Origin of the sequence: Candidatus Phaeomarinobacter ectocarpi, from assembly GCF_000689395.1 — a bacterium.
In the GTDB taxonomy this organism is placed as follows: Bacteria; Pseudomonadota; Alphaproteobacteria; order CGMCC-115125; family CGMCC-115125; genus Pyruvatibacter; species Pyruvatibacter ectocarpi.
Map to the genome: position 1 here is coordinate 2122406 of NZ_HG966617.1, position 22946 is coordinate 2145351.

Here is a 22946-nt window from a genome sequence, read left to right on the forward strand (position 1 = left end):
GATAATGCCCTTTAAAAGGGCCAATTCAGGGTCGGGAACATACAATGCTGAAATGGTCAGCCATCATTCTGGGCGCTCTGGCCGCCATTTATTACGGTACTGCCTGGTACATTGTCCCCGGAGCATTGGAGCGACCGAACAACCGCGTTATCGAGCATGCTGGCTACAAGGTCAGTGATGCTGCCAGAGAACTCCATGCGTCTTTGACCATCGGCGATCTCCACTCAGACACGCTGTTGTGGAGCAGAAGCGTCCTTGACCGTGCAGATCGCGGCCATGTGGATGTCCCCCGGTTGGTTGAAGGCAATGTGGCCCTTCAGGTGTTTGCCGCCGTCACCAAAGTGCCTGATGGCCGCAACTATGATGAAAACACCGGTGACAGTGATCAGATTACGTTGGCAGCCATGGCCCAGGCATGGCCGATCGCGACGTGGAGCAGCCTGCTCGAGCGGGCGATCTATCAGGCAGACAAGCTTCACTCTGCTGCCCGTCGCGCACCTGATGCACTGAAAGTCATTCAGTCCCGGACCGACATCGATGCATTGCTGGTCGAACGCGCAGCCGGCAAGCCTGTTGTCGGCGGCCTTCTGGCAACCGAAGGCGGTCATCCGCTTGAAGGGGACATTGAGAACATCAATGTGCTGTATGACGCCGGCTACCGGATGATCGGGCTGCACCATTTCTTTGACAATTTTTTGGGGGGCTCACTCCACGGCATTACCGGCGAAGGCCTGAACGAGCATGGTCGGGCTGTGGTAAAAGCTGCCGAGGAGCGTCGGATGATCATTGACGTGGCCCACTCCTCTCCCAATGCAGTGGCCGACGTGCTGGACATGGCAACCCGCCCCGTCGTTGTCTCCCATACCGGCATACGCGGAGCATGCGACAGTGTCCGCAACCTGTCCGATGACCTGATGCGGCGCATCGCGGCCCAGGGGGGGCTTATTGGGATTGGCTACTGGGAAGGCGCTGTATGTGACATCTCTCCGGCCGGCGTGGCGGCAAGCATTGTCTATGCGGTCGCGCTTGTCGGCGAAGACCATGTGGCGCTTGGCTCTGATTATGACGGAGGCACCCAGGTTGCCTTTGACACATCAGAGCTTGTGGTGCTCACCGAAGCTCTACTCAAGGCAGGCCTGACCAAGGAAACCATTGCCAAGATCATGGGCGGCAATTTGGTGCAGTTTTTGCGCGCAAACCTGCCCTCCGGCGATGCCTAGGCCGAAAACCTTTAATCAACGCTCATATGTGCATATATTGGGGGTGTGCCAGGTCGCACCTGGATATGGCGATAAACGGTCTGCGAAATAAACCTATCGGACCCGGGGGCAGTACCCGGCGCCTCCACCACAAACCCGCCGATATTGGCCAATCAGGTCAACGTCGGGCTTCTGTGGGGGCGAACTAGGATCGACGAGGGCGTAAAGGCAGTTCTTTTGCTCGGCATGGTTCCGCCGTTATCGGGCCGATTTAGTAGTTGCAAACGACAACTATGCGGAAGCACGTCTCGCTGCTTAGCAGCGCGATTGGTTTCAAATTGAGTCTTAGCGGTTCGCGCCGTTGAGCGGGGTTCGAGGGCACCTGGCAACAGAAGCCCTCACTTTTATTCCTGTGAGCATTTGCACCTAAGTAACCACATCGCGTAAACGCGCTTTGACCTTGCGTCCGCATTGGCGTTAAACAGACACCAATACATCCGGGTACCCCGGACCTGATGCGGACCTTCGGAGCAAAAAGACTTGGCCACTGACTCAATCCAATATGACGTCCTCGCCCGTGAAGCGCTTCGCCACGTGGTGCGTGAGGTATTGGAATTGGCGCGCCGTGAGGGACTGCCTGGCGAGCACCATTTCTTCATCACCTTCCAGACCACCGCTCCGGGCGTGTCCATGAGCGACGACCTGCGCGGTGAATTCCCCGAAGAAATGACAGTCGTGCTCCAGCACCAGTATTGGGACCTCGAGGTCACCGATGAACAGTTCAGCGTCAAGCTCGCGTTCGGTGGCGTGCCCCGTGAGTTGGTTGTGCCCTTCAAGGCCGTAACCGCGTTCTTCGACCCGAGCGTCCAGTTTGGTCTTCAGTTCACCGCCAACCTGGTGGGAGAAGAAGAACCAACGCCGGGACCAGCTGAAGTCGACATGTCCGAAGATGACAAAAAGCCAGATGAACCCGGCGAAGTTGTCAGCCTGGATGCTTTCCGCAAGAAGTAGAGATGCCGCATGCTGCTGCCAACGCTGGTGGCATGATCCGTGAGTGCGTGCTAAACCGCTGGCCGTTTCGATTAACAGCCAGATGAGAAGCCCACACCATGACGAGCACGCGCACCGAGACCGATAGCTTTGGCCCGCTGGAAGTCCCTTCCGAAAAATACTGGGGCGCTCAGACGCAACGCTCGCTTGGCAACTTCAAGATCGGCACCGAGACCATGCCCAAGCCGCTGGTCCGCGCCCTTGGCATCGTCAAGCGTTCCGCAGCGCTCGCCAACATCTCACTGGATAATATTGACAAGAAGACCGGTGACGCGATCGCCGCAGCAGGCCTTGAAGTGGCCGAGGGCAAGTTCGACGACAACTTCCCCCTTGTGGTCTGGCAGACGGGCTCCGGCACCCAGTCAAACATGAACGCCAACGAAGTCATCGCCAACCGCGCCATTGAAATGCTCGGCGGCGTAATTGGCTCAAAAGACCCCGTTCACCCCAATGACCATGTGAACCGCTCTCAGTCTTCCAACGACACCTTCCCCACCGCGATGCACATCGCAGCGGGCGAAGAAGCAAGCCTTGCGCTTATCCCAGCGTTGCAGAAACTGCGCAATGCCCTGAACGACAAGGCAAAGGAATGGGCGGAGATCATCAAGATCGGCCGTACCCACACACAGGATGCAACCCCGCTCACGCTGGGCCAGGAATTCTCCGGCTATGTCGCCGCCGTCGACAATGGCATTCGCCGTATTGAGCAGTCCCTGCCCGCCATCTTCCAGCTTGCCCAGGGCGGCACGGCCGTCGGCACGGGCCTTAATGCCAAGATCGGCTTTGCGGAAAAGTTTGCCGAAGAAGTCGCAACCCTGACCAAGCTGCCCTTTGAAACTGCGCCCAACAAATTTGAAGCGCTCGGCACTCACGACGCGATGGTAGAGCTTTCCGGTGCACTCAACACGGTCGCTGTCAGCCTCTTCAAGATTGCCAACGACATTCGCTTCCTTGGGTCTGGTCCCCGCTCTGGTCTTGGCGAACTGGCACTGCCGGAAAACGAACCCGGCTCATCCATCATGCCGGGCAAAGTGAACCCCACCCAGTGCGAAGCACTGACGATGGTCTGCACCCAGGTCATGGGCAACCACACCACTACAACTATCGCCGGCAGCCAGGGCCATTTTGAGCTCAATGTCTACAAGCCCGTAATCGGCTATTCGGTTCTGCAGTCGATCCGGCTCATTGCAGATGCATCTGTCAGCTTCACGGACAATTGCGTGGTCGGCATCGAACCGCGCAAGGACAACATTGCAGACCTCATGAGCCGGTCGCTCATGCTGGTGACCGCACTGGCGCCCACAATCGGCTATGACAACGCCACCAAGGTCGCCAAGACGGCACACAAGAACGGCACGACCCTCAAAGAAGAGGCGGTCGGTCTTGGATTTGTAACGGAAGAAGAGTTTGACGCCGTGGTACGGCCTGAAAACATGATCGGGCCATCCGCCTGACGAACAGGACATGAAACCATGCCTGCAGAGATAAAACGATCAGTGACACTGTCAGGACACCGGACCTCCATTACCCTGGAGCCCGAATTCTGGTCCGCTCTGAAAGAAATGGCCTGCACACGCAAAGTCTCTGTGAACGAACTGGTGCGCCAGATTGATGAAGGCCGCGACGGGGATGACCCGCGCGGCCTTTCCAGTGAAGTACGCGTCCATGTTCTTGCCCACTTCAAACAGGCTCCGGACTGCACCACGGACGACGAGACCTAGGGCGTCGCGCTTTCCGCTTCCTGATCCTTCGCCAGATCAAGAATGACCTGCAACTCCGACGACTCGCCGCCCCCTATGGCGTCAATCTCCTTTTGCAGAAGCTGCCGGCCAGCAAAGGCCTCCAGATCAACCGTGTTTACGGTCCTTTCCGGATCGGAGAAATCACCTGCAAACACGATGGTAGCTGCCGGCGCACCCTCAGGCACATTGAGGGTAAAGGTTGTTTCAGCATCAAGTGCCGCCCGGCCAATGTCCGCATAGGCGGCGGTTTTCACCTCTGCCATCTCCACCGCAACGTCAATGTCCGGCGCCCGCATAACGCCAGCCGTCATGGCAATCGTTCCGGCAATCTCGGAATAGGGTGTGGCGCCGGATGTAAGCGTGGCGTCAGCCAATGACGCAAAATTCTTGATGTCTTCAAGTTGTTGAAGGCCATCAGACAACGCCGCCAGATCAAGCCCCGCCAATGTGCCGCCTTCGACCTTGAAACTGCCTTCGCCTTTGAGAGAGGAAACAAAAGCAAGTGCACTCAGACCGTTGCCCGTTGCAGTCAGGTCAAAAGCTGCGGTCCCTGTACCCACGGTTCCAAATCCCAGGGCTTCTGACGTGAGACCAGCATCGAGGTTTGTAGCTGCCATGGTTGCTTCAAGAGCAATCCCTGCATCGGCATTGACAGTGAGCACGCCGCGCACTTCCCCGCCAAAGACAGACGCGCGCAAATCAGAGAACGACAATTCCTGATCGACCACTTGCCCGCTCACAACCAGCTGATCCGCCACCAGCGGCCCGAACGAGACACCGCCTCCGCTCGCGGTGAAATCAATGTCAGCCAGGTTCAGCAAGGAAGTGTCGAGAAGATCCGCGCTCCAATAGGAGTTGTTGTCAGCGTCAATGTCTTCTTCGTCTGACGTTACAGGGACGCGAAAATAGGTGCCGTCGAGAAGCCGGGAGAGCAGCAACAAATCGGTTTCCCGCGACGTCACCACCAAGGCACCAGCCGGACGTTTTTCAGCAGGCGCAAGACGCCCGTTTATGTCTGCATCAAAAGCACCGTCGGTGCCTTCAATGCGCACGGATGTTGCACCGATATCATAGCCGGTGCCGTCAAACGCCAAGCCACCGGTGACATCTACGGAACTGATGTCGCCAAGATAGTGCCCGGCCGCCTGTGCCACCGCCTGCGCGATCGGCGTGTCGAAAGCGACATCAAGATCAAAGCGTGCCGGCGAATGTGCAAAGTCCACCTGCCCGGCAACTGTCCCGGTCATGCCTGCCGTCGACGCCTGTATCGCCACAATAGCCGGCGCACCCATCGTGCCCTCAACAACAGCAGTAACCGTCTGGGGTGTATCCGCAGCGCTCTTGGGCAACTGGTCCTGCGCGTCTGCCTCGGCCTGCTCTGCCGTATCACCGGAGAGCGCCATAAAGGCAGCCCCCACGCGCACCAGCTTTTGCCACTGGTCAGCACCAAACGTCGTGGTTACCGAGTACGCAGCATCGGAAGTGCCATTCTGGCCCGGCGCAAATTGACCTTCGGTCTCAACGCGCACATCACCCGCGCGACCAAGAACCGAAAAACCCACCGTTTCCATCTGGCCATCTGCAGCATCGCCAAGCGCCGCCTCGTCAGGCCACTGCGCCTTTGCGCTCATGGAGAGGGAGGAAAGACTGTCGAGGGATGCCTTGGGCAAAGGCAAAAGCCCGTCAAGCGAGGCAACGCTTGGGGCGGTCAACGTCGCCTGGAACTGTCCCTGCGTTGCTGACGACTGACCTGACAGCGTGGCACTCGCCCCCTGGGCACTCTGGAACAGCAATTCGCGAAGTGTCACATCGGTTTCATTGGTTTCAAGTTTAAGCGACAGGCTTTCCAGGTGGATCGGACCTGCATCAAGGGCCTCAACATTGAAAGCAACATTGCCGTCAAATCCCAGATCCACAGGTCGACCGGGAACGATTTTTCCAACGACCGGCAGGTTGTCCGTAGGCAGAGCAATTTTCTCGATATTGAGGGAAACCTCGACCTGCGGGCGTTGTTCAAACGAGGTGGCAAGCTGACCCGATATCAGTCCGCCATCCAGATCGATAAAGAGTTTGTCGAGGCTGACGCGAGCTGGCGTGAGGAAAACGGATGCTTTGGCCGCCATCTTCTCAAGTGGTTGCTCTGAGAAAATGTGCGGCACGGACCCCTTATTCAACCAACTGACCAACTCTGAGGTCTTGCTGCCGCGAACAGAGACATCGCCTGAGAAATAGGCCCCTTCTCCGCCAATGGACAAGGCACCCTCAGCATTCGCCTCGGCATCCCCCGGCATCTGCACACTCAGGGATTTGACAGATATGGTGTCTCCGCCCGCTTCCGCTGAAACCTCCAGGTTGGACAGCCGGTCAGACGGCAACCGGACATCTTCAACCAGCACCCGATAAGAGCCGGCAGGCGCCTGTTCGATTGTCGCCTGGATCGCGCTGGCAACGGACGTCATTGTGAGCGGAAGACCGGCTGTATCAAATCCCGTGAAATCCAGCCGATTGAGAACAGCGTCCGTCTCAACGGTGAAACTGGGACCAGCCGTTGCAACAAACCCACCGGTCAGTGATACAGCCCCAGCCTCAGCTTCGATCTCGCGCAGAGTTATGCCGCCCGGTGTTGCCACCACCCCCGCTGACAGGGCCACTGGCTGCCCTGCGGTTAGCGCACCCAGAGCCGGCGCAAGTCCTGCTGCCGCATTGGCACTCACAGCCCCATCAAAGCGGATGTCCGCGCCCCGCCCGGTGACGATGCCACTGAAGGCCGCCTCTGCATCCTTGAACGTCAAGGACACATTAGCCGGGTACGCTTTTTCAGATGATACTTCGCCCAGTGTCGCCAGAAAGTCCGCCTGCTCGCCGACAAACACCCCGGTGCCTTTGGCCTTGTACGGACCATTCAGGCTGCTGGCACCCACCAGCGCATTGATGGATGTAATTTCAAAGTCGGTGCCGATGCCAAGATTGCGCAGACCAATCTGTCCCTCTTCAATTTCAATCTCGCCGATTGTCAAAGGCGGCAGGACATCAAGGGCGCCTTGAACAGCGCTATCAGGCTCACTCGGCGTAACGAGCGTCTCACCCTCAGGACTTTCTGAAGAACCATTCTGGAAGAGCCAGTTGCCGCGCCCCTCAGGCGTTTCCTCAAGCCACAGCACGGGTTGCTTCATGGACAGGCGGCTGATGTTCAGATCACCCCTGAAAAGGGAGCCCACGGACAACTCTGCCGTCATGCTCTCTATCTCAGCCATGTGAGGTGCCGAGGCGCCCGGCGCATTCGCAAGCGTCATGCGGCCCAGTGTCAGCTTTGGTGTTGGAAGAAGTGAAATGCGGACATCACCCGATATAGTGACATCCCGACCTGTCACGGCCTCTGCCTGAGCCTCGATCAGACCGGCATAGCGGCTCCAATCCAGAAATCCAGGGACAATCAGAATTGCTGCCACAATGAGTGCAAGTGCCAACCCTGCGTAGGACCAGATAGACCGCAACACTTTCTCCCCACCGGCATCAAAGGCCACAACCGCACAAACGGCCCCACGCCTTCGCATTTCCCTGCATTCGGAATACGCTACTCAGGCTCGAAGGCCAAATATTTACGCGATTTTTGGCGAAATTTGAGAGCCATTCTCATCGGGATATCGCTCATTGTGACGGATAAAGACAATCAGCCCGAAAATGTGGTCGATCTGGCCTCTGTAAAACGAGCCAAAACCGCGACCAGCAAGCCGCGGCACGTCAAGAAGCAGGAAGCCCGCGCGGAAAAGGCAAGGAAGGCTGAGGCCAACCGCGTTCGATCCGGCCGCTCGAAGGCACAGAAGGCGCGCGACAAAGCTCCTACGGAAAAGCTTCACAGGCTCGTGGACGCTTCGCGCCTCAACAAGACACCGGACACAGACCCCGACAGCTAACCGGCTTTACGCATCCGGCAGCATCTTGCCCGGGTTCATGATGCCCTGAGGATCAAAGGCCCGTTTGACGGCACGCATCGCCGGCACAGCGTCGCCGTGTTCGCGCAGCAGAAAATCGCGTTTCCCAAGGCCAATACCATGCTCCCCCGTGCAGGTACCCCCGGCATCAAGCGCACGCATCACAAGCCTCTCATGCAGAGCCTTTGCCGACGCAACCTCGTCCGGCTTCAATGGATCCACCAGCATGATCAGATGAAAGTTGCCGTCCCCCACATGCCCCACCAACGGCGCCATCAGATCGGTACTGTCTACGTCAGCACGCGTGTCAGAGATGACATCGGCCAGCCGCGACACGGGCACACAAACATCCGTTGTGAACCCCTGCTTGCCCGGCTCCAGTGCAAGGGCCGAATAATAGGCGTTGTGCCGGGCTTCCCATAGGCGGGTGCGGTCCTCAGCACGCGAACTCCATTGAAAACCGCGACCGCCATTAGCGTCCGCCAGATCAGCCACCCGTTGCGATTGTTCCTGTACCGAGGCTGACGTGCCATGAAACTCAAGGAACAACATCGGCTGCTCCGGCAGTGTCAGCTTCGAATATGCATTGCATGCCCGCACCATGGCGGCATCCATCAGTTCTATGCGCGCCACCGGAATGCCCGATTGGATGGTCTCGATCACCGTAGCAACAGCCTGATCCACACTTTCAAACGAGCATGTCGCTGCGCCCACATCTTCCGGGATGCCGTGCAAACGCAGTGTGATTTCCGTCACCACGCCGAGCGTGCCCTCGGACCCCACAAGCAGGTGCGTAAGGTCATAGCCGGCAGCAGATTTGCGCGCGCGACCGCCGGTCTGAACAATTGAACCGTCCGCCATGACGACAGTCAGACCCAACACGTTTTCACGAATAGTGCCGTAGCGAACGGCATTGGTGCCACTTGCGCGCGTTGACACCATGCCGCCAATGCTCGCATCCGCCCCGGGATCCACAGGCATGAAAAGACCTGTGTCGCGCAGATGTGCATTGAGTGCTTTTCGGGTGATGCCTGCTTCAACCGTACAATCAAGGTCTTCAGGCGAGACACGTATCACCTGCGCCATCTGAGACATATCAATGGCAATGCCACCATGAACCGCCGTTACGTGCCCCTCAAGAGACGTACCCGCTCCAAAGGGAATGACGGGCACTTTGTGTTTTGCGCACAGGGTAACAACCGTGGAAACCTCCTGCGTGGTCAGGGGAAACACGACTGCGTCAGGGGCAGCTCCGGCGTGCCAGCTTTCATCATGCCCATGCTGGTCGCGGACGGCCTGTGCCGTCGAGAGCCGCTCGCCAAACAGGGGGCGCAAGTCATCAATGACTTCATGCGCGGTTGGGCATTTGAACGCCTCAGGCAAATCCATACGGCCTACTCCTGAAAAAGCTCGCTGGTGAGGCTTCAGCTTAACCGCCACTGCGACCATTCGCCATTCAGCACCCGTTCACCAGCACTCTTATAGCGTTGCCCGGTACATAGGCGACCAAGCCGCTTGGGGATTGGCCGTGGCTCCCCCTATGATCAGCACCAACAGTTTAATTGGTATGATAGCAGGCAACACTATGACCGCCGCCACAAAGTCCTACACAGCTCCCCTCGTCGCGCCTCCCATGAAGGTCATCGAGGAGTGGATTGACTACAATGGCCACATGAACATGGCCTTCTACAACACCGTGTTCGACAAGGCGGTAGATGCCCTTTTTATGGATGTGGGCATAAGCGAGGATTACGTCACCAAAGAGTTGGCATCTGTTTTCACAGCTGAAATCCATGTGACCTATGCGCAGGAACTGTCCCTGCACGACCCCATCAAAGTGACCTGCCAATTGCTCGACTTTGATGCCAAGCGCATCCATATGTTCCTGGAGATGTATCACGCAGAAGAAGGCTACCTCGCCGCAACCATGGAGCAGATTGGCATCCATGTGAGCATGGAGTCTCGGCGCTCCGCCGTAATGCCCGACTGGGTACTGGCGGAACTGCAGGCCCTGAAAGACGCCCATAAAGAGTTGCCCATCAAACCTCAGGTCGGCCGCGTGATCGGCATTCCCAAAAAGTCCGCAGGAGCGACAAGCGCGTGATCCAACTATTCTTCCTGGTTCTGACGGTTCTCTTCGTGCCTGCACACATAGTGCCGGCACAGGCACAACAAATTGGTGCGGATTGTCAAAGCCCCGCCCTCCCCGGCGTCAACTGGCATCGCTGTTACCTTGAAGACAAACCCCTGTCGCGCGTTGACCTGACCGGCGCCAAGCTGCGGGAGGCCCGCCTGCTCCGCGCAATCCTCATTCAGGCAACGCTTGTTGATGTTGATGCGCGCCGCGCAAAACTCATGCGCGCACGCGCAGAACAGGCCGACTTCACCAACGCTGATCTGCGTGAAGCGGATTTCACGCGCGCAAACCTTGACGGCGCAAACCTGACAGGCGCTGATCTGCGCCGCACCCGATTGTTCAAGGCAACCCTGCGCGGTGCGAACCTGACCAATGCCCGTCTGGGCCGTACAGATATTCTGGATGCGGATCTTACCGGCGCGACCTGGACCAACGGCACCTATATCTGCGGACCAGATTCAATCGGGCAGTGCAAGTAGCACCTAGGATTGCGCCGGTGCGCAGCGCGCAAGCATCGCTTCCAGACTGCGCGCCTGCTGGCGCAGTCGCCTGTGAGGAATTGAGTCGACCCGTTCCCTGTAGCGCACCACAGACACGTCCAGGGAGCTCATTTCGTCCCGCAGCCTGTCCATATGCGCACGAAATTGAGCAATTTCGGCTTTCTGCTTGTCGATGGCCTCAACGATCCCGGCAACCCTTCGGCCCAGGTCGTCCAGTTCATCTGTCTTGGTGACCGTGTCGCCAGCGATTTCCGAACACCGCCGCGTAAACTCAACAACATTACCCATTCTAGAGTGCCTCCAACTCTCGTGACCCTGCTCCTTCCTACGTAGCCTGACCGCATATCGGACTTCCCGGGACCCGCGAGCATGGTCAAATTCAGGCCGGAAACCGGCACTTTGGTTAAGCCTTTACTTTCATGATGCCGTTTCCCGGTTTATCCATGTGTCAGAAAGGGAATTTCGAGTGCATGAGTGACACCCCGCTGACATCCCAACGCATCAGGCTCGAAAACGCCCTGCGCCGCGCGACCACGTCGCCCGTGCCTCGCGTATGGCTGGCAGCGCTGCTTGTTGGTGTCCTGGCAGGATACGCGGCAATCGGCTTCCGGCTCGCCATTGGCGGCATCCAGTATCTCTGGCTCGGAGAAACCGAAGAAAATCTGTTCCGGTTTCTACAGGAGACCCCCGCCTGGCTGATCATCGCAGGGCCAACCACCGCAGGCCTCGTAGTTGGCCTGTGGCTGACCTTTTTGCAGCCTGGCAATCGCGCCGAAGGCGTGGCGGATGTGATTGAAGCCCGAGCGGTGGGTGCTGGACGCCTGCCCCTGTGGAAGGGTCTGGGCAGCGCCATCGTATCAATCATTTCATTGGGCGGTGGTGCCAGTGCCGGCCGCGAAGGCCCCGCGGTCCATTTGGGCGCCACTCTTGGCTCGTTTCTGGGGGAGCGTTTCGGCTTCACGCCAACCCATCTGCGGACACTGCTGGCAGCCGGTGCAGCGGCGGCTGTCGCTGCTTCCTTCAATGCGCCCATCGCAGGGGTTTTGTTCGCACTGGAAGTTGTTCTGGGCCACTACGCCTTGCGGGCATCCGGCCCCATCGTCATCGCCAGTGTGGTGGGCGCGTTGCTCGCCCGCATCCACATGGGGTCATCTCCCACATTCGTCATTCCCGAATACATGATCACCAGCCTGGCTGACTTTCCAGCCTTCGCCCTGCTCGGCGTCGTGTCCGCCCTCGTTGCCATGGCTTTCATGGCAACGATCATGCGCGCCGACACACTGGCACGGCAGGTTAGCATTCCCTTGTGGCTGCGGCCCGTCCTTGGAGGTCTGATCATCGGCGCCATCGGCATCTGGTATCCGCAGGCTCTTGGCGTTGGGTATGCAGCCACCGATGCGGCATTGCAGGGTCAGTTTGGTCTGGTGCTTCTGCTGAGCCTCATCGTCGTGAAAACACTCGCCACCGCAATCACCATCGCCAGCCGATTTGGCGGCGGTGTGTTTTCGCCAGCCTTGTATCTGGGCGCCATGACCGGCGGCGCTTTTGGACTGATCATCGCGCAAGCCGCACCCGAGATCGCATTCTCCACCCACGCGGTCTACGCCATTGTTGGCATGGGGGCGGTTGCAGGTGCAGTCCTTGGCGCGCCGCTCTCCACCCTGCTAATCGCCTTCGAATTGACCGGCGGCTATGAAATGACAGTGGCCTTGATGGTCGCGATCTCCATCGCCACTGCCCTGACGCAGGGTCTGTTGGGCAAAAGCTTCTTCCACTGGCAGTTGGAACGCCGTGGATTGCGGCTCTATGGCGGGCCGCGCTGGCAGATCTTGCAGACGGTGTTGGTGCAGGATTTCATGCAGCGCGTCGTGGATGATGAAAACACACCACTCCAGAAACTGGACGAGGACGACGAGCGGCTGTTCATCGGCGACACGCTGGAGAAAACGCTGGCCCTCTTCGAGGCCTCTCAGCACGAGACATTGCCGGTGGTTCAACCTTCAGAACACCTCGAAATCGTGGGAACAGTCAGCCATGCAGACGCCTTGCGCGCCTACAATGAAGCCCTGGTTGAAGCCTCTCGGGAAGAACACGAGTAGGACATTCCTGATTTGCGGCTTTCTGCCTCGCCGCGACGCATGTTCATGCTAAGTTCCCGATTCTGATGAGCGACCCTTTTGACCTTGGCGACATTCCTGAAGAGGAAACAGCGCGCGGCCCGTCCATTTCGGAACGGGCGGCGGCAGGTGTTGCTGCGCCCACGCCTTATCTGGACAGCCTGAACGGCCCGCAACGACAGGCCGTTGAAGCTCTGGATGGTCCTGTTCTGGTGCTCGCAGGCGCCGGAACAGGCAAAACCCGGGTGCTCACCACCCGTCTCGCCCATGTGCTCAACACCAAGCGTGCCTGGCCCGGCCAGATACTGGCTGTGACCTTCACCAACAAGGCCGCACGCGAGATGAAGCAGCGCATCGGCGCGCTCATAGGTGGCGTGGTCGAAGGCATGCAGTGGCTCGGCACATTCCATGCGCTGGGGGCGAAAATTCTGCGCCGCCATGCCGAGCTCGTCGATCTGAGATCAGACTTCACCATTCTGGACGCAGACGACCAGGTGCGCTTGATGAAGCAGATCATCAAGGCGGCCGACATTGATGAAAAACGCTGGCCTGCCCGTCAGCTGGCCAACCTCATTGACAGCTGGAAGAATCGGGCCCTTGCCCCCGACCAGGTGCCCAAGGGAGAAAGCTTCGCCTTTGCCAATGGCAAGGGTGCTGAACTCTATGCGGCCTACCAGGCCCGCCTCAAAACTCTCAACGCCGTCGATTTCGGCGATCTGCTGGTAGAAAATCTGCGCATCTTCCAGGAACACCCGGAAGTGCTGGAAGATTACCAGCAGCGGTTCAAATACATTCTGGTGGATGAGTATCAGGATACCAACGTCGCCCAGTATCTGTGGCTTCGGCTCCTTGCGCGCGGCCACAAGAACATCTGCTGCGTCGGGGATGATGACCAGTCCATCTATGGCTGGCGCGGCGCTGAAGTCGACAACATCCTGAAATTTGAAAAAGACTTCCCCGGCGCTACGGTCGTGCGCCTGGAGCAGAACTACCGGTCGACACCCCACATTCTGCAAGCAGCCTCAGGTCTCATCACCGCCAATGAAGGCCGCCTTGGCAAAACCCTGTGGACCGATGCAAATGACGGCGAAAAGCTGACCGTGCGCGGCGTCTGGGATGGCGAAGAAGAAGCCCGGACCATCGGCGAAGACATCGAGCAGTTTCAGCGCAAGGACCACCAGCTTAACGAGATGGCAATCCTGGTACGCGCCTCCTTCCAGATGCGTGAGTTTGAAGACCGCTTCATAAATCTCGGCCTGCCCTACCGCGTCATTGGCGGCCCCCGCTTCTACGAGCGTCTCGAAATTCGCGACGCCAACGCCTATTTCCGCCTCGTCGCCCAGCCGGATGACGACCTGGCCTTTGAGCGCATCATCAATAAACCCAAACGCGGCCTCGGCAATGTCGCCGTGCAAACCCTGCATCAGGCTGCGCGGGCACAGGGCACGTCGCTTTGGCGTGCCGCACGCCCGCTGATTGAGTCAGAAGAGCTGAAGCCGCAGGCACGCCGCGCCCTGACCATCTTTGTGGAAAGCATCGAGCGCTGGCGTCAACTGATGCCCGCCCTACCCCACACGGAACTCGCTGAACAAATTCTCGACGAGTCCGGCTACACCGAAATGTGGCAGAACGACAAATCCGCGGATGCACCTGGCCGCCTCGACAACCTCAAGGAACTCGTGCGCTCAATGGAGCAGTTCGAGAACTTGGCAGGCTACCTTGAGCATGTGTCCTTGGTAATGGACCGGGAAGATCAGGAAGCTGACGACAAGATCAACCTGATGACCCTGCACGCGGCCAAGGGCCTGGAGTTTGAAACAGTCTTCCTGCCGGGCTGGGAAGAAGGTCTCTTTCCCCATCAGCGCGCCCTTGATGAAAGCGGATTGGCCGGCCTCGAAGAAGAACGCCGTCTGGCCTATGTGGGCATTACCCGCGCCAAGCAGCGCGCCAAGATTTCCTTTGCTGCCAATCGGCGCATCCACAATCTGTGGCAGAACTCCCTGCCGTCGCGCTTCATCGATGAATTGCCCGAAACAAATGTCGAAGTCGAAAGCCAGGGCGACACCTATTCCTACGGCCCCTCCCGCTTTGATGAGGGCGGCTTTGCAGGCAGCGAATATTCAAGTCCCGGCTGGCAGCGCGCCAAGGCCAAGGCAGGCAATCACGCAACGCCACCCAGGCGGGCACCGATGATTGACGCGCAGGCAACGCTGATTGCCACCTCTGCTCCCGATGCGGAGGGCTTTGAGCGCGGCGAGCGTATCTTCCACCAAAAGTTCGGCTATGGCTGCATTCAGGATATTGAAGGCACCAAGCTGACGGTCGAATTTGAAAAAGCAGGCACCAAAAAGGTGATCGCGAGTTTTGTGGAGCGGCCATGAGTAAAGAACCGGACCTCTGGCAGGCCGTCATTCAGCTCACGCGAGAAGACGCAGATACCGCTACTGACTGGCTGACCGAAACCAATCCTGACGTTCTGTCTGTTTCAGCTTTCGAAGAAATCGGCGGGGACTATGCGGTGACTGTCCTGCTGGCAGAAGAGCCGGACCGCGCTGATTTCAGTGCCCTCATCGAGCAGGCGCTGGGACATGAACCGGGCTTCACCCTTGAACCATTGGAAAACGAGGACTGGGTCAAACGCGGCCTTGAGGATCTTAAGCCGGTGCGCGCCGGGCGTTTCCATATCCATGGAAGCCATGACGAACCCGCGCCTGGTGGCACCCACTCCCTGCTCATAGAGGCCGGTGAAGCCTTTGGTACTGGCCAGCACCCCACCACCTCTGGCTGTCTTATGGCACTGGACGATCTTTTGAAGCGTGGCGTTGATGGCCCCGTTTTCGACCTTGGGTGTGGCACCGGCATCCTGTCCATCGCCTATGCCAGCGTGACCAAACTGCCTGTTCTTGGCGGTGATATTGATGAGCCGTCGGTGCGCTTTGCCAAAGCAGCGGCAGAAGCAAATGGCGTTGGTCCACTGGTGGACGCCGTCGAAGCAACAGGCTTCCAGCACGAAGCCGTGCGCGAACAGGCACCGTTCGGTCTGGTCATGGCCAATGTGCTGGCCGGGCCGCTTATCAGCCTCGCACCGGACATGCGGCGCTTCACGCGTCCGGGCAGCTATGTGATTCTCTCAGGACTTCTAAGGCACCAGTCGCGGGCCGTGGAGGCGACCTATCGGGGGCAGGGCTTCGTCATCGGCGCCCGCTATCCCCTTGGTGAATGGATGACACTCCTTCTAAAGCGATAGTCCGCTTGGCCTGATCCGCCTTTGCGCCTAAATAGGGAGTATGGATCAGGCAATCGGTTACCAGATTTTCTCAGACAACCCGGACCCAACCGTAGGGGCACCCCGTGTGGCGCTGCTGCGCGACGCCATGGCCCGCCACGGGCTGGATGGTTTCATCATTCCGCGTTCGGATGAGCATCAAGGCGAGTATGTGCCCCCCCACGCCGAGCGCCTGAAATGGCTGACGGGGTTTGGCGGGTCTGCCGGCATGGCGATTGTCCTCAAGGAAAAGGCCGCCATTTTCATTGATGGCCGCTACACTCTGCAGGTGCGCGATCAGGTGGATATGTCCATCTTCGACGCGCAGCATCTGGTGGACGAACCCGCGACACGCTGGATAGAAGAAAACCTCACCCATGGCGCGCGCCTTGGATTTGATCCGTGGCTGCATACAGCAGCCGCAGCAGACCGCTTGCGCAAGTCCTGCAAAAAGGCCGGTGCAGAGCTGGTGCCCTGCACAGACAATCTGATTGACGAAGTCTGGGCGGACCAGCCACAGATTCCCTATGGCGAAGTTATTCCGCATCCCCTCGAACATGCTGGAGAAAACCACGAAGCCAAGCTGGCCCGTGTTTCGGACATACTGGAACACGCCGACGTTCACGCCGCCGTTCTGACCCAGCCGGACTCCATCGCCTGGCTGTTCAATATTCGTGGCAGTGACGTCTCACATACGCCCCTGCCCCTGTCCTTTGCCATTCTGCATGAAGACGGCCATGCCGATCTCTTCATTGATGACCGCAAGCTCACGCCGCAGACCCGGTCACACCTTGGCAATAAGGTCACGCTGCATGCCCCCGGCCGTCTGAAAGAAGCGCTGGACGAACTCGGTGCGGCGAAGAAAGAAATTCGCCTCGATGAGACGAGTGCCGCCGACTGGATCCGTCAAAGGCTGGTCGATGCGGGCGCGGTCATTCGGGCAGGCGATGACCCCTGCGTCCTGCCAAAAGCACGCAAGAATGAAGCAGAAGTCGCCGGCACCCGCGCCGCCCATGTGCGCGACGGAGCCGCTGTCTCCCGTTTCCTTGCCTGGCTATCCCGCGAAGCGCCCAAGGGGCAGGTGACTGAGATTTCAGCGGCACAGGCGTTGGAAAACTTCAGGGCGGAGACCGGCACCCTCAAGGACCTGTCGTTCGACACCATTTCCGGTGCCGGACCCAACGGCGCCATCGTTCACTACCGGGTGACGGAAGCCACCGACCGGACCCTCAACCCAGGCGACATTTATCTGGTTGATTCCGGTGCGCAGTATCTGGACGGAACAACCGACATCACCCGCACCGTATCTGTCGGTGAACCAGCCAACACGCCTGACCTGCAGGACGTGCGCGATAGATTCACGCGCGTTCTCAAGGGGCATATCGCATTGGCCATGGCGCGCTTCCCAAATGGAACGTCCGGCTCCCAGCTGGACGTGCTGGCGCGCAATGCCCTGTGGCAGGCCGGGCTGGATTTTGACCATGGCACAGGCCATGGCGTCGGCAGCTACCTGTCCGTGCACGAGGGTCCGCAGCGCATTTCCAAGCTGCCTCACAATGTGCCGCTGGACCCCGGCATGATCGTGTCAAACGAGCCCGGATTCTACAAAACCGGCGCTTACGGCATCCGGATTGAAAATCTGGTCACGGTCACTGCTGGAGAAGAGATCGACGGCGGCGAGCGGCCCATGATGGCATTTGAAACGCTCACCCTCGCCCCGATTGATCGCACACTGATCTTGCCGGAATTGCTTTCCGAGGACGAAAGAGCCTGGCTCAACGACTACCACGCGCGCGTGTTGGAAACTTTGAGCCCACTCCTGCCGCCGGAAGATCTACGCTGGCTCGAAGAGGCGGTGAAACCGGTCTAATTCTGGCCGGCCATTTCGATCCAGGCATCTTCATCGATGACCTCAACACCCAGGCTCTCCGCCTTCTTGAGCTTCGATCCCGCGCCTGGCCCGGCAATCAACAGGTCCGTCTTGGCGGATACAGAGCCCGACACCTTGGCGCCCATGGATTCCGCCCGCGCCTTGGCTTCAGCCCGGGACATTTTTTCAAGTGTGCCGGTAAAGACCAGCGTCTTGCCGGCCACAGGTGATCCGTCAGCAACAACCGCCTCTGCCTCTTGCGGCGTTACCTCTGCGAGCAGCGCATCGATCACCTCACGATTGCGGGCCTCATTGAAAAACTCCACAAGCGCATCGGCAACCACGTCACCAACGCCGTCGATTCCAACAAGCTCCTGATAGGCTGCACCTTCGCGGTCTTCTCCCGCCGCAATCATGGCCGACATGAAGGCCTCGAACGTGCCATAGCTGCGCGCCATCAATCGACCTGTCGTTGCGCCAACGTGACGAATGCCCAGACCATAAATCAGGCGTCCAAGGTCAGGTTCGCGCCGTGCATCAATGGCAGCCATGAGGTTGGAAACGGATGTCTCGCCCCACCCCTCCATTTTTTTGACCTCTTCCGCGTGGCTATTGAGCTTGAAGATATCTGCCGGGCTATGCAGCCAGCCGAGGCCATGAAACGCATCCACCTGCTTGGCACCCAGGCCATCAATATCCAGCGCATTGCGCGCGACAAAATGCTTCAGCCGCTGAACAAGCTGAGCCTCACAGATAAGACCACCCGTGCAGCGACGCACCACGTCTTCCTTGCCGGTCTTTTCGTTGATGTCACGCACCGCATGGCTTCCGCATACAGGACAGACCGACAGGGGCTTGAAGGCAACTTCCTTACCGTTGCGCTTCTCCGTGAGGACACGCACAACCTGCGGAATAACGTCTCCTGCCCGCTGCACAACAACAGTGTCGCCAATGCGAATGTCCTTTCGGGCAATCTCGTCTTCATTGTGGAGCGTCGCATTGGACACCACGACGCCACCAACTGTCACCGGTTCAAGTTTCGCTACCGGTGTCAGGGCACCGGTACGTCCGACCTGAATCTCGATGTCATTGAGAACAGTAATCGCCTGCTCAGCGGGAAACTTGTGGGCAATGGCCCAGCGCGGGCTGCGCGTGACAAAGCCCAGTCGCGCCTGCCAGTCGAGCCGGTCCACCTTGTAGACGACGCCGTCAATGTCATAGCCAAGCGACGAGCGCTGTTCTTCAATGGCATGGTAGTGAGCGATCATGTCCATTGTGCTGGTGCATCGCTTCATCAGCGGATTGACCGGAAAGCCATAACTGCCAAGCAATTGAACGGCTTCATCCTGGGTCTCAACTGGAAGGTCAGACACCTCCCCCCACGCATAGGCAAAAAACTGCAGCGGACGTGACGCTGTGATTGTCGGGTCCAGCTGACGCAAAGAGCCTGCCGCGGCATTGCGTGGATTGGCAAACGGATCCTTGCCCGCTTCCACCTGCTGCTCGTTCAATGCGGCAAAGGCTGCATGGCTCATGTAAATCTCACCACGCACCTCAAAAACATCCGGCGGTGATTTTGTTGCCAGCGTCTGGGGAATGTCCTTGATGGTCTGCACATTGCGGGTGACGTTTTCACCCTCGGAGCCGTCGCCACGGGTGGCCGCCATCACCAACGCGCCTTTTTCGTAGCGCAGGCTGGCCGACAGGCCGTCGATCTTGGGTTCGGCTGTATAGGCAAGTTCCTCATCCGGTTTCAGGCCCAAAAACCGACTGACCCGCAGGCCAAACTCTTTCACGTCGTCATCGGTGAACGCGTTACCAAGCGAGAGCATGGCCACAGCGTGCTGGACCTTATCGAACTTTTCGGATGGTGCCGCGCCCACACGGCCGGATGGAGAATCTTCGCGGATAAGCGCCGGAAAGCATTTCTCTATCTGCGTGTTGCGCTTGCGCAGGGCATCATAATCCGCGTCAGAGATGACCGGTTTGTCGTCGTGATGGTACGCCTCGTCATGCGCCGCAATTTCATGCGCCAGACGCTCAAGCTCCTGTGCAGCCTGGTCTTCGGTGAGGTCCAGCACCTTGATGCTAGCAGGGTCGCCGGACTTGGCTGCACTCACGACACAGCTCCGATCAGTTGATCGGCTGCTGCCCGCGCTTCGTCTGTCACAGTGGCGCCGGCAAGCATGCGTGCGATCTCTTCACGGCGCGCATCACGCTCCAGATGATCAACATGCGTTGCTGGCAGGCTGGACTTTGCCTTGCCCTTCACGCGCTTCTCAATCTTCAGATGGTTGTCTGCCTGGGCTGCGACTTGCGGACTGTGGGTTACAACAAGCACCTGCACTTTTTCAGCAAGCTGCGCCAACCGGTCTCCCACCGCCTGAGCCACCGCACCGCCGACACCCGCATCCACTTCATCAAAGACAAGCACCGGCGCACCACCGCGCGCCGCGAGTGAGACTTTCAGCGCCAGCATAAAACGCGCGAGCTCACCACCGGATGCAATTTTCGCCAAGGGGGCAAAGGGTGCACCGGGGTTCGTTGCCACTTCAAACCGAACCTTGTCGATGCCTTCAGGTCCACCTTCATCAAAAGGTGACACGTCTATCTCGGACCGAAAGCGCGCCTTGTCCAGCTTCAAAGGCGGAAGCTCGTTGACCACCGCGGCATCAAGTTTCTTGGCTGCTGACTTGCGCGCCGAAGAAAGCGCCTTGGCCTTTGCGATATAGGCATCGCGCGCCTTATCGACTGACTTGCGCAACTCGGTAAGCCGGCCTTCTCCACCATCAATGTCGCCCAGGCGAGCGGCCAGGCTTTCAGCGATACGCGGCAGGTCATCAACGGAGCAACTGTGCTTGCGGGCGGCAGCCCTCAACGCAAACAGACGGCTTTCAACGGTTTCCAGCCGGTCCGGATCAAATTCCAGATCGGCAAGGGCGGCTGACACCTGCGCGCGCGCTTCAGCAGATTCCACAATCGCGCGATCAAGCGATGAAACGGCCGCGTCCAGCCGACCCGCTGCGTTTTCTCGCTGCGTTTCAAGCCGACGCAAAGCAGAAGACAGTCTGGTCTCGATGCCGCCATCCGTTTCCAGAATGTCCAACGCCTCGCTTAAGTCCGTCGAGATTTTCTCCGCACTCATCATCAAGGTGCGGTCCTGTGCCAGCTGAACTTCTTCGCCGGGTTCCGGGGACAGCTCGTTCAGCTCACCAACAGCAACACGCAGATAGTCGGCGTCAGCCTGAGCACGTTCGATCTCTTCCGTCAGCCTGACCAGTTCTCTTTGCAGCTCCCGCCAGGCACCATGTAGGCTGGTCAGTTCGCTGACCTTGCCTTCAAAACCGCCAAATGCATCCAGCATGCCGCGATGGGTACTCGCATCCAGAAGGCCATGGGTGTCGTGCTGGCCATGAACCTCAACCAGCAAATCGCCTAGTTGCCGAAGCAAGGCGACGGAGACCGGCTGATCATTCACAAAGGCGCGCGTACGCCCGTCGCTGGTCTGCACCCGGCGCAGGATGAGCTCGCCGTCATGGTCGATACCCGCCTCGTCAAGAAGGCTGGTAACCGCTTTGCTCTCAGGCATATCAAAGATGGCTGTCGCACTGCCCTGCTTCGCACCAGACCGCACCAGTCCGGCATCAGCCCGTGCGCCCGTTGCAAGGCCCAGTGAATCAAGAAGGATGGATTTGCCCGCACCGGTTTCGCCGGTCAGGCCGCTCAGCCCGCCATTCAGCTTGAGATCAAGCGTCTCAATAAGAACAATATCTCGGATGGAAAGGGCCGATAGCATCGGTCGCTACCCCTGGGTTTGGCGTCTAAAAGACGCTGTTCCAGGCCCGGCTGATCCACGACGCTCGGTCTTCAAGCGGCTGCAATCCGTCATTGGCCAATAGGGCATAGGAATACTCATACCACTCGCTGCCAGGATAATTGTACCCAAGCACAGCAGCGGCTGTTTGCGCTTCATGGGCAACGCCAAGCGCCATGTAAGCTTCTGACAGGCGGTGCAGCGCTTCAGCCGTATGGGTGGTTGTCTGGTAACGGGTGACGACCGTGCGAAATCGGTTGATGGCGGCGACATATTGATCGCGCTGCAGGTACCAGCGGCCGATATGCATTTCCTTGCCGGCGAGATGGTCGTAGGTGAGATCAACCTTGAGGCGGGAGTCGCGGGCGTATTCGCTGTCCGGGAAGCGGCGGACCACTTCTTCAAGGCCGCGCAGAGCGCGCTCGGTCACCCGTTGGTCACGCGCCACGTCGGTGATCTGCTCGTAGAAGGACAGCGCCACAATATAATAGGCGTAGCCCACATTGGGGTTGCCGGGGTGGAGCGCAATGAACCGCTGGGCGGCAATAACAGCACTGTCGTAATCATTGACCTGATAGTGGCAGAAGGCAGCCATCAGGATGGCCCGACGTGCCCAGATCGAATACGGGTGCTGGCGTTCCACCTCATCAAACAGGGGGGCAGCTGCGCGATAATTGCCGCCCTCCAGTTCATCAATGGCTTCGTTATAAAGCTCATTGACCGGGCGCTCTTCATACGCCAGTTCCTCGCTGTCAGGCCCGCCGCATGCAGCGACTACCAGGGCAGCCATCAAAGCCAGTCCACGTACTAATGCACGCGGGCCAAGACTGGAAGAAGTGGACGGGGAAATACGCTTCACCATTGATCGCATCATTTATCCGGTCAGTGTATCGGGGTGCCGACTGGGCTTGCTGGCCCGGTGCCTCAGGGTCCCGCTCCAGCGAGTCAAAGAGGCATAGCGGCTTGTTACCGCAGACATTAAACGACTGCGGTATGGGCCTGCAATGCGCTTGGACCCTGCAATAGGGCGCATTTCCCGTCAAACCGGGGCAATATGCCCATCAGCACGAAAATGTGGGGTGTTTTGATTGCTTAGGCTGGGGCAGCGACGGCGGAAAGAACACCTGCTGACCCACCAGCGGCAGCTGGAACCTGAACAGATGTACCGGGGGCTTCCGTCGTAATCTCGAAAGCATCTGGTTCATTCAGCAAAGCCTGAACAAGCTGGTTGTTCAGCGCGTGGCCGGAGCGCACACCGCGATACCGGCCGATGACCGAGGCGCCCAGAACATACAGGTCACCGATCGCATCGAGCATTTT

The 22946-nt window shown here is 58.8% G+C and carries 18 protein-coding genes and 1 other RNA gene; 12 read left to right on the forward strand and 7 right to left on the reverse strand.

Features of this window, described 5'->3' with window-relative positions; all coding sequences use genetic code 11:
- Positions 1-44 precede the first annotated feature (44 nt).
- The 5 genes from BN1012_RS10290 (at position 45) to BN1012_RS10305 (ending at position 3970) form a co-directional block, all read left to right on the forward strand.
- Positions 45-1220: a dipeptidase gene (locus tag BN1012_RS10290; protein ID WP_043949550.1), complete on the forward strand. Its 1176-nt coding sequence runs from the start codon at positions 45-47 to the stop codon at positions 1218-1220.
- A gap of 6 nt (positions 1221-1226) precedes the next feature.
- Positions 1227-1602: a transfer-messenger RNA gene (gene ssrA, locus BN1012_RS17255) on the forward strand.
- 137 nt (positions 1603-1739) lie between these two features.
- Positions 1740-2210: an SspB family protein gene (locus BN1012_RS10295; RefSeq protein ID WP_043949551.1), complete on the forward strand. Its 471-nt coding sequence runs from the start codon at positions 1740-1742 to the stop codon at positions 2208-2210.
- A 98-nt stretch (positions 2211-2308) separates the two neighbouring features.
- Positions 2309-3703: a class II fumarate hydratase gene (fumC, locus tag BN1012_RS10300; RefSeq protein WP_043949552.1), complete on the forward strand. Its 1395-nt coding sequence runs from the start codon at positions 2309-2311 to the stop codon at positions 3701-3703.
- An 18-nt stretch (positions 3704-3721) separates the two neighbouring features.
- The gene (locus tag BN1012_RS10305) at positions 3722-3970 is read left to right on the forward strand and encodes a ribbon-helix-helix domain-containing protein (RefSeq protein WP_043949553.1); all 249 of its coding nucleotides are present in this window, start codon (positions 3722-3724) and stop codon (positions 3968-3970) included.
- On the opposite strand, the gene BN1012_RS10310 is transcribed toward BN1012_RS10305, so the two are convergent.
- Positions 3967-7485 carry an AsmA family protein gene (locus BN1012_RS10310; RefSeq protein ID WP_171815946.1) on the reverse strand — a complete coding sequence of 1173 codons (3519 nt, stop codon included), beginning with the start codon at positions 7483-7485 and terminating at the stop codon, positions 3967-3969. The genes BN1012_RS10305 and BN1012_RS10310 overlap by 4 nt on opposite strands.
- A 159-nt stretch (positions 7486-7644) precedes the next feature.
- On the opposite strand from BN1012_RS10310, the gene BN1012_RS17515 reads away from it, so the two are divergent.
- Positions 7645-7905, forward strand: coding sequence for a DUF4169 family protein (locus BN1012_RS17515; protein ID WP_052535066.1), 261 nt, complete (start codon positions 7645-7647; stop codon positions 7903-7905).
- A gap of 6 nt (positions 7906-7911) precedes the next feature.
- Here BN1012_RS17515 and BN1012_RS10320 read toward each other — a convergent pair whose 3' ends face one another.
- On the reverse strand, positions 7912-9312 hold the full coding sequence (locus BN1012_RS10320; RefSeq protein WP_043949555.1) for an FAD-binding oxidoreductase: 1401 nt from the start codon (positions 9310-9312) through the stop codon (positions 7912-7914).
- 196 nt (positions 9313-9508) lie between these two features.
- On the opposite strand from BN1012_RS10320, the gene BN1012_RS10325 reads away from it, so the two are divergent.
- The gene (locus tag BN1012_RS10325; protein WP_043949556.1) at positions 9509-10027 is read left to right on the forward strand and encodes a thioesterase family protein; all 519 of its coding nucleotides are present in this window, start codon (positions 9509-9511) and stop codon (positions 10025-10027) included.
- Positions 10024-10539 carry a pentapeptide repeat-containing protein gene (locus BN1012_RS10330; protein WP_197538298.1) on the forward strand — a complete coding sequence of 172 codons (516 nt, stop codon included), beginning with the start codon at positions 10024-10026 and terminating at the stop codon, positions 10537-10539. The genes BN1012_RS10325 and BN1012_RS10330 overlap by 4 nt, the downstream gene beginning before the upstream one ends.
- Positions 10540-10542: 3 nt before the next feature.
- Here the strand turns inward: BN1012_RS10330 and BN1012_RS10335 are convergent, their stop codons facing one another.
- Complete coding sequence (locus BN1012_RS10335; RefSeq protein WP_043949557.1) at positions 10543-10848, reverse strand: hypothetical protein; 306 nt, start codon at positions 10846-10848, stop codon at positions 10543-10545.
- A gap of 182 nt (positions 10849-11030) precedes the next feature.
- Between BN1012_RS10335 and BN1012_RS10340 the strand changes: the two genes are divergently transcribed.
- From BN1012_RS10340 to BN1012_RS10355, 4 genes are all read left to right on the forward strand, one after another.
- Positions 11031-12659, forward strand: coding sequence for a chloride channel protein (locus BN1012_RS10340; protein ID WP_052535069.1), 1629 nt, complete (start codon positions 11031-11033; stop codon positions 12657-12659).
- A gap of 65 nt (positions 12660-12724) precedes the next feature.
- A complete protein-coding gene (locus BN1012_RS10345) occupies positions 12725-15058 on the forward strand; it encodes an ATP-dependent helicase (RefSeq protein ID WP_043949558.1) in 2334 nt (777 codons plus the stop codon).
- Positions 15055-15924 (forward strand): 50S ribosomal protein L11 methyltransferase, encoded by an 870-nt coding sequence (locus BN1012_RS10350; RefSeq protein WP_043949559.1) that lies wholly within the window; start codon positions 15055-15057, stop codon positions 15922-15924. The genes BN1012_RS10345 and BN1012_RS10350 overlap by 4 nt, the downstream gene beginning before the upstream one ends.
- Positions 15925-15964: 40 nt before the next feature.
- Positions 15965-17812 (forward strand): aminopeptidase P family protein, encoded by a 1848-nt coding sequence (locus BN1012_RS10355; protein ID WP_043949560.1) that lies wholly within the window; start codon positions 15965-15967, stop codon positions 17810-17812.
- Here the strand turns inward: BN1012_RS10355 and ligA are convergent.
- The 4 genes from ligA to BN1012_RS10375 form a co-directional block, all read right to left on the reverse strand.
- On the reverse strand, positions 17809-19932 hold the full coding sequence (gene ligA, locus BN1012_RS10360; RefSeq protein ID WP_043949561.1) for an NAD-dependent DNA ligase LigA: 2124 nt from the start codon (positions 19930-19932) through the stop codon (positions 17809-17811). The two genes, BN1012_RS10355 and ligA, sit on opposite strands and share 4 nt — an antisense overlap.
- Complete coding sequence (gene recN / locus BN1012_RS10365) at positions 19929-21608, reverse strand: DNA repair protein RecN (RefSeq protein ID WP_043949562.1); 1680 nt, start codon at positions 21606-21608, stop codon at positions 19929-19931. The genes ligA and recN overlap by 4 nt, the downstream gene beginning before the upstream one ends.
- A gap of 25 nt (positions 21609-21633) precedes the next feature.
- The gene (locus BN1012_RS10370) at positions 21634-22416 is read right to left on the reverse strand and encodes an outer membrane protein assembly factor BamD (protein ID WP_043949563.1); all 783 of its coding nucleotides are present in this window, start codon (positions 22414-22416) and stop codon (positions 21634-21636) included.
- Between the two features lie 302 nt (positions 22417-22718).
- Positions 22719-22946: UDP-3-O-acyl-N-acetylglucosamine deacetylase (locus BN1012_RS10375; protein WP_043949564.1), on the reverse strand; the 228-nt coding region annotated here is incomplete at its 5' end.